13 protein-coding genes are annotated in these 14226 nt (G+C 72.8%); 6 read left to right on the plus strand and 7 right to left on the minus strand.

Annotation, left to right across the window (positions count from 1 at the left end; genetic code table 11):
- Positions 1-63: 63 nt before the first annotated feature.
- Entirely contained in the window at positions 64-1806 is a 1743-nt protein-coding gene (locus AC0B9F_RS02160) for an MFS transporter (RefSeq protein ID WP_471998301.1), read from the minus strand.
- 135 nt (positions 1807-1941) lie between these two features.
- Here AC0B9F_RS02160 and AC0B9F_RS02165 point away from each other — a divergent pair, with 135 nt between their 5' ends.
- A complete protein-coding gene (locus tag AC0B9F_RS02165) occupies positions 1942-2439 on the plus strand; it encodes a MarR family winged helix-turn-helix transcriptional regulator (RefSeq protein WP_471998302.1) in 498 nt (165 codons plus the stop codon).
- A gap of 51 nt (positions 2440-2490) precedes the next feature.
- Here the strand turns inward: AC0B9F_RS02165 and AC0B9F_RS02170 are convergent, their stop codons facing one another.
- Genes AC0B9F_RS02170 through AC0B9F_RS02180 form a run of 3 tightly spaced genes read right to left on the minus strand, consistent with a single transcriptional unit; the run spans position 2491 to position 5432 of the window.
- A complete protein-coding gene (locus tag AC0B9F_RS02170) occupies positions 2491-3552 on the minus strand; it encodes a methyltransferase (protein WP_471998303.1) in 1062 nt (353 codons plus the stop codon).
- Positions 3553-3585: 33 nt separating this feature from the next.
- Complete coding sequence (locus AC0B9F_RS02175; protein ID WP_471998304.1) at positions 3586-4635, minus strand: methyltransferase; 1050 nt, start codon at positions 4633-4635, stop codon at positions 3586-3588.
- Positions 4635-5432 (minus strand): SDR family NAD(P)-dependent oxidoreductase, encoded by a 798-nt coding sequence (locus tag AC0B9F_RS02180; RefSeq protein ID WP_471998305.1) that lies wholly within the window; start codon positions 5430-5432, stop codon positions 4635-4637. The genes AC0B9F_RS02175 and AC0B9F_RS02180 overlap by 1 nt, the downstream gene beginning before the upstream one ends.
- 248 nt (positions 5433-5680) lie before the next feature.
- Here AC0B9F_RS02180 and AC0B9F_RS02185 point away from each other — a divergent pair, with 248 nt between their 5' ends.
- From AC0B9F_RS02185 to asnB, 5 genes are all read left to right on the plus strand, one after another.
- Positions 5681-6709 carry a methyltransferase gene (locus tag AC0B9F_RS02185; RefSeq protein WP_471998306.1) on the plus strand — a complete coding sequence of 343 codons (1029 nt, stop codon included), beginning with the start codon at positions 5681-5683 and terminating at the stop codon, positions 6707-6709.
- Between the two features lie 260 nt (positions 6710-6969).
- Positions 6970-8172 (plus strand): cytochrome P450, encoded by a 1203-nt coding sequence (locus tag AC0B9F_RS02190; RefSeq protein ID WP_471998307.1) that lies wholly within the window; start codon positions 6970-6972, stop codon positions 8170-8172.
- Between the two features lie 14 nt (positions 8173-8186).
- Positions 8187-8462, plus strand: coding sequence for a ferredoxin (locus tag AC0B9F_RS02195; protein WP_471998308.1), 276 nt, complete (start codon positions 8187-8189; stop codon positions 8460-8462).
- Positions 8452-8934, plus strand: a complete 483-nt coding sequence (locus AC0B9F_RS02200) for a hypothetical protein (RefSeq protein WP_471998309.1) — start codon at positions 8452-8454, stop codon at positions 8932-8934. Before AC0B9F_RS02195 ends, AC0B9F_RS02200 begins: the two co-directional genes overlap by 11 nt.
- A gap of 39 nt (positions 8935-8973) precedes the next feature.
- Positions 8974-10815 (plus strand): asparagine synthase (glutamine-hydrolyzing), encoded by a 1842-nt coding sequence (gene asnB / locus AC0B9F_RS02205; RefSeq protein ID WP_471998310.1) that lies wholly within the window; start codon positions 8974-8976, stop codon positions 10813-10815.
- Between the two features lie 81 nt (positions 10816-10896).
- Here the strand turns inward: asnB and AC0B9F_RS02210 are convergent, their stop codons facing one another.
- From AC0B9F_RS02210 to AC0B9F_RS02220, 3 genes are all read right to left on the minus strand, one after another.
- Positions 10897-12099, minus strand: coding sequence for a cytochrome P450 (locus AC0B9F_RS02210; protein ID WP_471998311.1), 1203 nt, complete (start codon positions 12097-12099; stop codon positions 10897-10899).
- Between the two features lie 115 nt (positions 12100-12214).
- Positions 12215-13063, minus strand: coding sequence for an LLM class flavin-dependent oxidoreductase (locus AC0B9F_RS02215; protein WP_471998312.1), 849 nt, complete (start codon positions 13061-13063; stop codon positions 12215-12217).
- The gene (locus AC0B9F_RS02220; RefSeq protein WP_471998313.1) at positions 13057-14226 is read right to left on the minus strand and encodes a nucleotide disphospho-sugar-binding domain-containing protein; all 1170 of its coding nucleotides are present in this window, start codon (positions 14224-14226) and stop codon (positions 13057-13059) included. The genes AC0B9F_RS02215 and AC0B9F_RS02220 overlap by 7 nt, the downstream gene beginning before the upstream one ends.

Here is a 14226-nt window from a genome sequence, read left to right on the forward strand (position 1 = left end):
CTGCGGGGCGCGGTCTTCCCCTCTCCCTCGCGCCCCGCCGGTGCGGGGCGCGAGGGGGTGGGCTCAGGTGGTGTGGGGCTCGGCGACACCCGGGCCGGCGGCCGGCTGGGCGCTGGGGGCCTGCGTCTCGTCCCACTCCTCCTCGTGGTGCCTGGCCTGCCGGGGCAGCCGCAGGACGAGCAGCAGGACGAGGGCGGTCAGACCGAGCTGGGCCCAGATGGTGTGCTGGAGCGCGGTGGAGAAGACCTCCCGGCGGGCGTCCCGGGCGGCGGCGCCGACGGCGGCGCCGGCCTGCGGGTTGTCCAGCTTGTTCAGCGGGGCGCAGCTCGCGGGCTCGACGGTCGGGTCCTTGGCCTTGGTGCGCTCGGTGAAGCAGGTCTGGAAGGCGTCGGTGATCCGGTGCTGCTGGTCCTCGGAGACCCGGGCCTGGACCAGCGCCGTGTGCAGCTGCCCGCCGGCGTCCTTCGCGGCACTGTCGGCGGCGCCGCCGAGGAAGCCGAGGAAGATCGCGCCGATCACCGCGATGCCGAGGGCGCCACCGACCTGCTGCATGGCGTTGACGACACCGGACCCGGCGCCGGCGTGCTCCGGCGGGACGTCGGTCAGGATGAAGTCCAGGATCGGCGCGATGATCATGCCCATGCCGAGTCCGCCGACCAGCAGCGTCGGCAGCAGCGACCAGGAGCCGATCTCGTCGCCGCGCACCTGGATGGTGAGCGAGATGCCGGCCAGGCCCGCGGCGAGCAGCACCGCGCCGATGACCATGACCTTGCGGCCCAGCTTGGCGGTGAGGACGGTGGCGGAGAAGGCGGCGCCGAAGCTGACGCCGAAGGACCAGGGCACTCCGGTCAGACCGGCCCGCAGCGCCGAGAAGCCGAGGCCGTTCTGCAGGAAGAGGATGAAGATCAGGAAGTGGCCGATGGTCACCGCGAAGAACACCGTGTTGGCGATGATGCCGGCGGTGAAGGACCGGTTGCGGAACATGCTGGGCACGATCAGGCCGGGCCGGCCCCCGGAGGCCAGCCGCCGCTGGTGCGCCCAGAAGGCGGCCAGCACCGGCACCGAGGCGGCCATGGCGACGAAGCCCCAGACGGGCCAGTCGAGCTCACGGCCCTGGACCAGCGGGTAGAGCAGCAGCAGGAGACCGGCGGTGAGCAGCACCGTGCCCACCACGTCGAGCTTGATCGCCTCAGGTGACCGGGACTCGCGGATCACCGCGGAGGCGGCGATCAGCAGCAGGATGCCGACCGGCACGTTGATGAGGAAGACCATGCGCCAGCCCTGACCGAACAGGTCGGCGTCGATCAGCACCGCGCCGATGATCGGGCCGCCGACGGTGGCCAGACCGGCCACGCCGCCGAAGGCGCCGAGCGCCGCGCCACGCTCCTTGGGCGGGAAGGCCGCGGTGATGATGGACAGCACCTGCGGAACCATCAGCGCGGCCATCGCCCCCTGGAGCACCCGGGAGGCGACCAGCGCCCCCGGACTGCCCGCGAAGCCGCACAGCGCCGAGGCGACGGTGAAGCCGGCCACGCCGGTGAGGAACAGCTTCTTGCGGCCGAACATGTCGCCGAGCCGGCCGCCGAGGATCAGCAGGACGGCGAAGGAGAGCAGGTAGCCGGCGACCACCCACTGCACCGTGGAGTACCCGGTGCCGAGGTCGTTCTGGATCGACGGGATGGCGATGTTGACGATCGTGGAGTCCAGCAGGTCCATGAAGGCGGCGAACAGCACCACGATCAGCGCGATCTTGCGCTTCGGGTCGCCTTCGACGACGGGTGCCGCAGCCGTGGACGGGTTCGACACGGTGCACCTCTCTGTGATCTAGACTGACGGAAGAACAATCAGTAACTCGGATGCTTACGGAGCAGGAGTCTCGCTAGCTCATTATCTTAGCTGCTGAGCTAATGACAAAGCTAGGTAACCGGAAGGGCGGGATGTATGTCAAGCGCGGAACGTGCCGAACTGGCCGCGGCCGTGGACCAGGAGCTGCGCAATCTGGTGAGCCGGTCGGTGCTCTTCCACCAGGCGGTGGCCGACCGGCTCGGGCTGAGCGTGCTGGATCTGAACTGCCTCGGCGCCCTGGTGGCCCGCGGGCCCATGGCGGCCGGGCAGCTGGCCGAGGAGAACGGGGTGACCACCGGCGCCATCACCGGGGTGATCGACCGTCTGGAGGCGGCCGGTCACGTCCGCAGGGACCGCGACCCCAAGGACCGCCGGCGTGTCCTGGTCACGCCGATGCCCAACCTGGAGGCCAAGGTCTTCCCGCTGTTCGAGTCGCTCGGCTCGTCGCTCGCCCAGCTGTGCGAGCGGTTCACCGACGGCGAGCTGGAGACGGTCCTGGCCTTCGTCCGGTCCGCCGCCCCGATCACCCAGGAGGAGGCGGTGAAGCTGCGGGCCGGCGGCGGCAAGACCCGGCGGACGGCCGCCGCCAAGTGAGGCCCCCGCGCGGGCCGGTGGGCGGCCGCCCGCGCACCGGCCCGCGCCACGTCACCCGGGTATCCGGCCGACCACCAGGCGCAGCGGGGTACCGCTCGGCACCACGCCGGCGTACTGAAGCCCCGCGCGCTCGAACATCGCGCCGTACTCCTCGGCCGTGCGCTCCCAGCCGCCCATGACCAGCAGCATGTGCAGGTCCATCAGGGCGTCCCAGGGCGTGGGCGGCGGGTCGGCCACCAGCTGCTCCAGCAGGACCACCCGCCCGCCCGGGCGGCCCGCCTTGATGCAGTTGGTCAGCACCGTGTTGCAGGCGTCGTCGTCCCACATGTGCAGCACCTGGCGGATGACGTACACGTCCGCCTCGGGCACGCTCTGGAAGCAGTCGCCCGCGACCAGCTCGGTGCGGGCCGCCAGCGGGCCCTCGCGCAGCTCGGGCAGCGCCGCGGAGATCGCGTGCGGTCGGTCGAACAGCACGCCCCGGACGTGCGGGTTGCCCTCGAGCAGCGACTTCAGCAGGCTGCCGTGCCCGCCGCCGACGTCGCACAGCGTGTCCACGCCGGCCAGGTCCAGGGCCGCGACCACGCCCGGGTTCATCGCCCGGGACTGCGCCGCGTACCCCTTGAGGCAGGCCTCGCCGGCCGCGTTGTCGTCCTCGTGGAAGTACGTGAACAGGTCCTTGCCGTACGTCTCCTGGAAGGCGCACCCGCCCGAGCGGACGCTTTCGGCCAGCTTTCCCCACATCGCCCAGCCCCAGTGCGAGCCGGTGAGCATGATGTCCGTCAGCGAGCCGGGTGCGTCCGACCGCATCGCCCGGGACATGTCGGTGTGCTCGTAGCGGCCCGGGCCGGCCTGGCGGAAGATGCGGAAGCCCACCAGGGCCCGCATCAGCCGCTTCAGCGCGGGGACGTCCGCGCCCACCGCGGCCGCGATCTCCTCGGCCGAGGCCGGCTCGTCGCCGACCGCGTCCGCCAGCCGCAGCTGGGCGGCCGCCTGCACCACCGCGCTCGCCCACATGCCCCAGCCGAGCTCGGCCACCGCCTGGGCGGGCGGCGGTCCGATCACCGGCGCGCCCTCACAGGCCGCCACCCGGCCCGCTGTCTCGTCACCTGACATCCTCAAACCACCTTCGTCTCACACGGCCCCGGGTCAGGCCCGGACGGATTCGATCAGTGCGATGGGGGCCCGCTCGTGCCCCGCCAGCGGCACCCGGCGCGAGCTCTCGAAGCCCGCCGCCGCCAGCAGCTGCCGGTACTCCTCCTCGGTGCGGGCCCGGCCGCCGGTGAGCACCATGAACTCCACGTCGTTGGCGTGGACGTGGGAGGAGTGCTCGGTGTACTCCCAGTCCAGCAGCACCAGCCGGCTGCCGGGCGGGGCCGCCTTGGCGCAGTGGGCCAGCAGCTGGGCGGCGCCGTCGTCGTCGAGGTCGCACAGCACGTTCTTGAGCAGGTAGAGGCTGCCGCCGGCGGGCACCTCGTGCCGGAAGTCCCCGGCCACCACCTCCGCCCGGCCGGCCACGCCCGCCTGCTGAAGCGTCTCGCGGGCGAAGCCGACCGCCCACGGCAGGTCGAGCAGCACCCCGCGGGCGGTGGGCGCCTGGAGCAGCAGGCGTGCCAGCACCGTGCCGGGGCCGCCGCCGACGTCCACGATCTCCCGCTCCCCCGCCACCGGACAGCTGGCGACCAGCGCCTCGGCCGCCTCCACCGACAGCGAGGCGCAGGTCTCGGCGTAGCTGCGGGCCTCCTCGGGGTGGGCGGCGTAGTACTGCCAGTGGTCCACGCCCCACACCGTCTCGGTGGCCGGGCGGCCGGTGCGGACCACGTCGGCCACCAGCTCCCAGGGGCGGGTCATGCCGGGGGCGTTGACCGCGATGGAGAAGCCGCGCAGGGACGGCACGTCGGCGCGCAGCAGTTCGCCCGCCGCGGTCAGCTCCCAGCGGCGTACGGCGTCCGCGGGCCCGTCGGCCGGCGCGATCAGCCGGTGCAGCTCGCACACCCGCAGGAACCGCTCCAGGCTGGGCCGGTGCGCCCCGACGGCGTCGGCGATCTCGGCCGTGGTGCGCCGGCCCGCGGCGATCTCGTCGGCGATGCGCAGCTCGGCCATCCCGCGGGCCACGAGCCCGGCGGACCACTGGAAGGGGCGCAGTTCCTGCAGCGCGCCCAGCGGGCTGAACGCAGCTTTCGCTCCGGTGTCCGCCATCACTGCCCGCCGTCGACGTAGAGCACGTTGCCGGTGGTGTTGCCGTTGGCCGGGGAGCCGAGGAACAGCGTGGCGTTGACGACGTCCTCGACGGTGGAGAAGTGCAGGAACGGCATGGCCTTGTTCAGCGCCGCCCGCGCCCCGTGCGCGTCGAGGCCGGCGACCTGCTCGCGCAGCTGCTCGGGCAGCTTCTCCAGCAGGCCCTCCGTGACCACCGGGCCCGGAGCGACCACGTTGGACAGGATGCCGTGCTCGAACAGCTCGGTGCCCAGGGTGCGGCTCAGGCCGTGCAGGGCCGCCTTGCTGGCGACGTACCCCTCCGCGCCCTTCAGCCCGCGCTGCACGATGGCGGCCGACATGAACACGATCCGGCCGCCGCCGCGGGACTTCATCGACGGCAGCGCCGCCTGGACGGTGTGGAACGCGCCCTCCACCTCCGCCCGCAGCGACGGCAGCCACTGCTCGGCCGGGATCTCGTCGAAGCCGGGCGCGTGCGGGCTGGGACCGCCGGACGCCGAGGCGTTGACGACCAGTACGTCGATGCCGCCCCACTGCGCGCTCACCTCCGCCACCGCCCGCTCGACCGACGCGCGGTCGGTCAGGTCGAGGCGGACGGGGAGGGCCTGGCCGCCGGCCGCCTCGATCTCGGCGGCGACGGCCTCGGCGTTGGCCACGCGGCTGAGGTAGGTGAGCGCGACCTTGGCGCCCTCGCCGGCGAAGGCGCGGGCCAGCGGCCGGCCGATGCCGCCGCTGCCCCCGGTGAGCAGTACGACCTTGTCCTTCAGGCCGAGTTCCATGGCAAGACTCCCGTTCCGTTTCCGGCGGTCGGCCGGTCCGACGTCACATCAAGCCCGCCGTTGCGAACGCGCACACGCGGGCACCGCCCCCCAAGCCTGGAGATCGCGGCTGGAGTGTCGCTTGAGCGGGCTGCGCGAGCGCGGATCCATCCGGAATCCAGGGGGGCCCGAGGCCGGGTCCGGATAGTTCACCGGGCGTGCTCACCAGTCGGGCGCGGCCACGACTGAAACCGGAAGGGAATCGGCGCATGACCAAGACCCGTGAAGAGCAGAGCTCACTGGACCTGAACGGCATCATTCAGCTCGGGATGGCGTTCGGCAGCGCGAAGATCCTGCTCACCGCCAACGAGCTCGACCTCTTCACCGTGCTGCACGACAGCGGTCCGGCCACCGAGGAGGAGATCCGCACCAAGCTGGGGCTGCACGAGCGCGGCGCCCGTGAGTTCCTCAACGCCCTGGTCAAGCTGGGCCTGCTGAAGCGCGACAACGGCCGCTACGGCAACACCGAGGCGGCGACGACCCACCTGGTGAAGGGCCAGCGGACGTACGTCGGGCGCTTCCTCAGCCGCTCCAACAGCGTGCTGTACGGCGCCTGGGGAGGCTTCACCGAGTCGCTGAAGAGCGGTGAGTCGCAGATCGAGGGCCACGGCGACGACAACATGTTCAAGCACCTGTACCGCTCCGAGGAGCAGATGCGGGACTTCGTCGCGATGATGGACGCCCTCAACTGGGCCGTCGGCCCCGAGCTCGCCAAGGAGTTCGACTGGAGCGCGGTCAAGACCGTCACCGACGTCGGCGGCGCCCGCGGCAACCTGGCCGCCACCCTGATAGACGCCCACCCGCACCTGCACGCCACCGTCTTCGACCTGCCGGCCGTCGAGCCGGCCTACGAGGACCACATCGGCGGACTGGGCCTGAAGGACAAGATCGCCTTCCACGGCGGTGACTTCTTCGCCGACCCCGTCCCCGAGGCGGACGTCGTCATCATCGGCCACGTCCTGGAGGACTGGTCGCCGGAAAGGCGCCGGCTGCTCATCAAGAAGGCCTACGACGCCCTCAAGCCGGGCGGTTCGCTGCTGGTCTACGACCCCATGCTGGACGACGAGCTGAGCCCGCTGAACAACCTGCTGACCAGCCTGACCATGCTCGTCGTGACGCACGGCGGCTCCGAGTACCGGGTCGACGACTGCCGGTCCTGGATGGCCGAGGCCGGCTTCGCGGAGAGCTCCGCGAAGCTGCTGGGCACGAACGACATCCTCGTCGTCGGCCGCAAGTAACGCCGGCCGCGGGAACGCCGGGCGCAAGCAACGCCGGCCGCAAGGAATCACGACGCGTCACGGGCGGCACCTCCGCGCATCGCCGGAGGGGCTGCCCGCGCGCTCCGCGGCCGGGTGCCGCGACGGGGAGTGCCGCGGTGTGCCCTCCGGCGTCCGCGGCCGCGTCGTGGCCGCCCCGCGCCCGCACGGCGGAGCCGCATGTCCAGTACACCCCGCGCCCCGTGGGGCGCGCTGCACCGCACCATCCTGAAGGGATACCGATGTCCATCGATGAGGCACCGCCGGCGTTCCCCTTCCCGGCGCCGGACGCGTTCGAGCCGCCGGAGGAGTTCCGCCGGCTCCGTGAGCGGGCTCCGGTGGCCCGGGTGACGCTGCCCACCGGCGACCGGGCCTGGCTGCTGACCCGTTACGCGGACGTGCGCGCGGCCCTGGTCGACCCCCGGCTCAGCCGGGCCGCCGCCGAGGCGCCGGACGCGCCGAGGATAGGCAACACCACCCCCGGCCCGAAGACCATCCTGGGCATGGACGCCCCGGACCACTCACGGCTGCGCCGCCTGGTGATGCAGGCGTTCACCGCCCGCCGCGTCGAGGCGCTGCGCCCCCGGATCGAACAGCTCGCCGAGGAGCAGATCCGTCTGGTCCTGGTGGCGCCCCGCCCCGTCGACCTGATGTCCTGCTACGCGCTCAGCCTGCCCATCAAGGTCATCTTCGAGCTGCTGGGCGTGCCGTACGACGACGTCGACCGGCTGCACGCCTGGAGCGAGGTCATCTTCAGCCTCGGCGGGCACAGCCGCGAGGAAGTGGGCGAAGCCCGCGGCGCGATCATCGGCTACCTGAGGAAGCTGATCGAGCGGCGCCGTGCGGAGCCCACCGACGACCTGCTCAGCGTGCTGGTGCACGCCCGCGACGAGGGGCAGCAGCTCTCCGAGGAGGAGCTGCTGGACTTCGCGATGATCCTGATGACGGTCGGGCACCAGTCCACCGCCAACTCCCTGGGCACCGCGCTGTTCACGCTGCTGCACCACCCGGACCAGCTGGCGTTGCTGCGCAAGAAGCCGGAGCTGATCCCGGGCGCGGTCGAGGAGCTGCTGCGGTTCAACCCGTTCGTCTTCACCGGCACGCAACTGCGCGTGGCCACCGAGGACCTGACGATCGGTGAGACGCGGATCAGGGCGGGCGAGGCGGTGATCGCCTCGCTGGGCTCGGCCAACCACGACGAGGAGGTCTTCACCGAGGCCGACCGCTTCGACGTCGAGCGCACCCCCAACGTGCATCTGTCCTTCGGGTACGGCATCCACCACTGCCTGGGCGCCCAGCTCGCCCGGCTGGAGATGCAGATCGCGCTGCGCACGCTCATCGAACGGGTCCCGGACACGCTGCGGCTCGCGGTCCGGGCCGACTGGCTGACCTGGAAGACCGGCCTGACCGCCCGTGCGCTGGTCAATCTGCCGGTGACCTGGTGAGCGGGGGGCCGGCGATGAGCGAACTGTGGCAGATCACCGTCCACAAGGCCTGCCGCCGCAGCGGGATCTGCGCGGCGGCGGCCCCCCGGTACTTCTCCGTGGGCGACGACCACCGCACCCGGCCGGCGGCCGGACCGGTCGCCCCGGACCCGGAGCTGATCGATGTCGCACTGGCCTGCCCGGCCGAGGCGATCACCCTGACCGACCTGGTCACGGGCCGGCCCGTGACCGCGGGCTCGCCGGATGCGCCGCGCGAGGAGAAGAGAGCGAGATCAGGCCATGAGAACTGAGCGCAGCACCCGCCGTTCCCTGCTCAGACGCGCGGGCGTCCTCGGCACGGGGCTCGCCGTGGGCTCCGCGGCCCGGGCGCAGGCCGAGACGCAGGAGTCCCCCGTCCGCAAGGTGACGCCGGTCGGCAGCTGGTCGGTCCTGGTGACCATCGCCGGGGCGACCGACGTCGAGCGGGCACACTTCTCGTTCGGCGGCGACGGTCAGCTGATCATGCAGACCCACCGGAGCACGCACACCGGGATCGGGACCTGGCAGTGGACCGACGGGGGGTTCGTGTACGCGACGCGGAGCCTTCGGCCGGACGCCGACGGCGGCTTCATGAACGAGCTGCGGGTGCGGCACACGGCCCGCTTCAACCCCGACGGCACCTTCACCTCGACCGGCACCGGTCAGGCCATCGACGCCACCGGCAACGTCCTGATGGAGGTCCAGTCCACGGCGGTCGGCACCCGCTTCGGTATCGACGGCTGACCGGCCCCGGGCCGGGACAGAGCAAAGGAGAGTGCTGGCATGTGTGGCATCGCCGGCTGGGTGGACTTCGAACGTGATCTGCGTCAGGAGGCCGCCGCCGTCCAGCGGATGACGGCGACCATGACCCTGCGCGGGCCCGACGCCGGTGATGTGTGGATCGCTCCGCACGCCGCGCTGGGCCACCGCAGGCTCGCCATCATCGACCTGGAGGGCGGCCGCCAGCCCATGGTGGCCGAGGAGGACGGCCGGGTGCTGGCCGCGCTGACCTACGCGGGCGAGGTGTACAACTTCCGGGAGCTGCGGGAGGAACTCGTCCTCAAGGGGCACCGGTTCGCCACCCGCAGCGACACCGAGGTGGTGCTGCGGTCGTACCTGGAGTGGGGCGAGACCTTCGTCGAGCGGCTGAACGGCATGTTCGCCTTCGCGCTGTGGGACGCGCGCGCCGAGAAGCTGCTCCTGGTGCGCGACCGGGTGGGCATCAAGCCGCTGTACTACCAGCTGCTGCCGGGCGGCGGGGTGCTGTTCGGCTCGGAGCCGAAGGCGATCCTCGCCCACCCGCTGGCGAGCCGGACGGTCGACGCCGACGGGCTGCGCGAGCTGTTCGCGGGGGTCAAGGCCCCCGGCGCCGGGGTGATCAGGGACATGCCCGAGCTGGCGCCTGGGCATGTGCTCACGGTGACGCGCGACGGCCACCGGCTGCGCCGGTACTGGCGCCTGGAAGCCCATGAGCACGAGGACGACCTGCCCACCACGATCCGCACGGTGCGCGAACTGCTGGAGGACATCGTCACCCGGCAGATCGTCTCCGACGTGCCGCTGGGCACCATGCTCTCCGGCGGGCTGGACTCCTCCACGCTGACCGCGCTGGCCGCCATCGCCAAGCAGCAGGACGGCAGCGGCAAGGTCCGCTCGTTCGACGTCGACTTCGTCGGCTACCTGGACAACTTCGAGCCGGACCTGACGCACCCCACCGCGGACTCGCCGTATGTGCGGCAGGTGGTGGAGCACGTCGGCGCCGACCACCGGCACATCCTCCTCGGCAACGCGGAGATGATCGACGCGCCGACCCGCAGCGCGGTGGTGCACGCCCTGGACTGGCCGGTGCTGATCGCCGGCCCCGGTTCCATGGACATCTCCCTGTACCTGCTGTTCCGGGCGATCCGCGGCCAGTCGACGGTGGCGCTGACCGGTGAGTCGGCGGACGAGCTGTTCGGCGGCTATCCGTGGTTCCACCACCCCGAGTACGGCCAGCCCGGCACCCTGCCGTGGAGCCTGGCGCACAACCTCGGCATGCCGGCCCTGTTCGGCCCGGTGACCACCCGGATCGACGTACGCGGCTACCAGTCCGAGCAGTACCGGCAGGCCGCCGCCGCGGTGCCCCGGCTGCCCGGGGAGAGCGGACGGGACAAGCAGTTCAGGGAGTCGACGTACTTCTTCCTGACCCGCTTCATGCGCACACTGCTGGACCGCAAGGACCGGCTGAGCATGGCGGTCGGGCTGGAGGTGCGGGTGCCGTTCTGCGACCACCGCCTGCAGGACTACGTCTTCAACACCCCGTACGCGTTCAAGACGTTCGACGGCCAGTGGAAGAGCCTGCTGCGGGCGGCGGTGAAGGACCTCCTGCCCCAGGCGGTGCTCGACCGCCCGAAGACGGGTTACCCGATCTCCAACGACGAGGCCTACGACCGCTACGTCCAGGAGCGGTTCGCCAAGCTGGTGGCCGGCGGGGACGCGGCCGTGCTGCCGCTGCTGAACCCGACGGTCGTCGAGGACGTGCGCCGGGACGCGACGGCCGCGGCCGGGCTGACCCGGATCGAGATCGACATGGCGCTGCACCTCGACGAGTGGCTGTCGGCGTACCGGCTGGACCTGGCGGTCTGAGCGCCGCCCGCACGGAAAGCTCCCCCATACCGGCCTTGCCGGGATGGGGGAGCTTTCCGTTGGTGCGGTGTGCCGCTGACGTCACCAGGCCACGGGGAGCGCCGCCGGACGGCGGAACGCCATCCCCGCCACCCACTGCAGCTCCTCGGTCGGCACCGCCAGCCGCAGGCCGGGGAAGCGGTCGAGCAGGCCCTCCAGGGCCAGCTGCAGCTCCATCCGGCCGAGCTGCGCGCCCAGGCAGTGGTGCAGGCCGTGACCGAACGTCAGGTGCGGGTTGGCCTCGCGGGCCAGGTCGACCTCCTCCGGCCGGGCGAACACCTCCTCGTCCCGGTTGGCCGAGCTGATCGCCGGCAGCACCGCGTCGCCCTTGCGGATGCGCGCACCGCCCAGCTCCACGTCCTCGGTGGCGATGCGCATCGCCCCGGCGCCGCCGCCCGCCACGGAGTAGCGCAGCAGTTCCTCCACGGCGCCCGGCACCAGCGTGCGGTCGGCGAGCAGCCGTTGCCACAGCTCCGGCTTGCGCAGCAGCGTGATCAGCGCTCCGACCAGCTCGCCGGTGGTGGCGTGGTACCCGGCCACCAGCAGGGTGTGGCCGAAGGCCAGCAGCTCCTCCTCCGAGAGCCGGTCCCCGTCCTCCTCGCGGGCCTCGATCAGATGGGTGAGCAGATCGTCCGCCGGTTCCTTCGCCTTGGCCGCGATCAGCTCCCCGAGGTAGCCGTTCAGTCCGCGGCGGGCCTCCATCACCTCCTCCGGCGCGTGGGCCGACACGGAGAGCATCACGTCCGACCAGACCCGGAAGCGGTCCTGGTCGGCGAGCGGCACCCCGAGCAGTTCGCAGATGACGGTGATGGGCAGCGGCTGGGCCAGGTGGCCGATCAGGTCGGCGGGCGCCCCCTCGGCGGCCATCTCCTCCAGCAGCCGGCCGGTGATCTCCTGCACGTGCGGCCGCAGTTGCTCGATGTGCCGGGCGGTGAAGGCGCGGGCGACCAACTTGCGCAGCCGGGTGTGCTCGGGCGGGTCCATGGTGAACAGGGACTTGGAGCCCTTGGCGACCGGCAGCAGCCGGGGCGCGTCGGGCTCGGTCAGCGCCGCCTTGCTGAACCGCGGATCGGCCAGCACCTGGCGCACGTGCTCGTGGCGGGTCACGATCCAGGCCCGGTGCCCGGTCGGCAGCGTCACCGGGGCCACCGGCTCCGAGGCGCGCAGCTCGGCGTAGACGGGTGAGGGCTCCAGCGGGTCGGGGACGGGCAGGGGGAAGGTGCGCTCGGGACTGTCGGCGGTCATGCGTCCTCCTTCGGGGACTTCTCAGCACATCGGCATCACAGGGCGGTTCGGCGCACGGCGGCCCGCACGCGACGGACGCCGCTCCGCGAACGGAACGGCGTCCGGTGAGGTGGTCTCAGAGCACGGCTTCCGCGAGCCGGTCCAGCTGGTCGGGACCGGATCCGCAGGGCATGAAGACGATCTCGTCGCAGCCGGCGTCCTCGTACGCCGTGACCGCCGCCCGCAGGCGCCCGGGTGCGGTGAGCGCCATGGTGACGATCGACTCGGCGCGTCCGGAGAACGCGTAGTAGTCCAGCAGGTAGCGCTCGGCCAGGTGCTCGCCGTGCGGGCCCAGCGCGAAGTACAGCAGCGTCATCAGGTGCGGCCGGCCGGTGCGGCCGTGGCGCTGCCAGGCCGCGGTCACGCGCTCGGCGCCCGCCCGGTAGCCGCTCGGCGAGCTGCCGCCGGCGATCCAGCCCCGGCCGTACTGGGCCGTTCTGCGGAAGGCGGCCTCGGAGGTGCCGCCCAGGATCAGCGGCAGCTCCCCGTGGGGCGCCGGGCCGACGGCGCCCGGGCCGCCGGCGCCGCGCCAGAGCTGCCGCAGCTCCGGGAGCATGGAGTCCAGGAGTTTGCCCCGGGCCGCGGGCTCCACCCCGGACACGGCGAAGTCGTCGTCGCGGTTGCCGGCGGCGATCCCCAGCGTCAGCCGGCCGCCGCTGACCCGGTCCAGGGACGCCACCTGCTTGGCGAGGAGCGGGGTGTTGTTGCGGTAGGGCGCGGTCAGCACCGTGGTGGCCAGGGCGATGCGCCGGGTGACCGCGGCGGCCGCGGTCAGCGCCACCAGCGGGTCGTAGTTGTCGTACACCAGCCGGTCCAGCACGCCCAGGGTGGAGAAGCCGTGCGTCTCCGCCCGCGCGGCCCAGCCGGTGAGGTGTTCCCCTTGCGTGCCGGGGACGGTAGAGGGCAGTCCGACGCCGATCAGCACGGCCACCCTCCCCCCGCGAACTCGGCGAGCCGGCGGGCGACGTGGGCCGGGGCCGGCCTGCGGTCGTTGTCCGCCCGGATCTCCTCGGCGGCCTTGCGGTAGGAGGGCTGCTCCAGCAGCTCCCGCACCGCCTCCCTCAGGCCCTCCGGGTGGGCTTCGGCGCGGGTGAGCGCGAGTCCGGCGCCCGTCGCGGTGAACCGCTGGGCGTTGAAGGTGTGGTCGATCAGCTGCGGGACCACCAGCTGCGGCAGCCCCTGGGCCAGACCGGTCAGGATGGTGCCGGCCCCGCCGTGGGCGACCACCAGGTCGCAGTGCGGCAGGACGCAGTGCAGCGGGACCGACTCGAGCACCTTGGCCCGGCGGGGCAGCGTGCCGAGCAGGTGGCGCTGCGGCGCCGCGACCGCCACCACGATCCCGACGTCCAGCGCGTCGAGGGCGTCGACGACGTCGCCCGCGGCGAAAAGGGACTCCTCCAGCCGGCCGACCGTCGTCCCCCAGGTGACGCACACCCGGGGCCGCCGGCGCGTGGCGGGCGGCAGCGGCACGGGCACCTGGCCCGCGCCGTTGTAGGGCACGTAGCGCATCTGCAGTCGGTCGAGGGGGCCCGGCCGGGCTTCCTCGGGCACCTGCATCGCGGGCGGGCACAGGTCCACGGTCAGCGCCCCGAGGGTGTCGACGGCGTCGACGCCGAAGCGCGCGAACAGGGGGGCCAGCGCGAGCTGTTCGGCCTCCTGGGTGGCGCGGCGGTGCATCAGGTCGGCGCCCCACGGCAGCCGTACGGCCCGGGCGCCGGACGCCGCGGCCGCGAGCGGACCGGCGTAGGCGGTGGGCTCGTACACCACCACGTCCGGGCGCCAGGCCGTGGCGAACGCCACCAGGTCGTCCGCCATGGCCTCGGCGAGGTCGGCGAACAGCGACACCGCGCGCGGCCCCCGGCCCGGCGGCGCGGCCGGCCGGCCCGGGAGGTAGTCACGGATACGGCTCACCGCGTCCAGGTCCCGGCCGACCGGCGCGAAGGGCAGCCCGGCGGCGGTGACCGGTGCGGCCAGGGCGGGCGGCGCGGCCACCCGCACCTCGTGGCCCTCCGCCCGCAGGGCCCAGGCCAGCGGGACCATGGGGTAGAAGTGGGTCGGCCAGGCCCAGCTGGTGAACAGCACACGCAT

This window comes from Streptomyces sp. NPDC097129 (genome assembly GCF_055668065.1).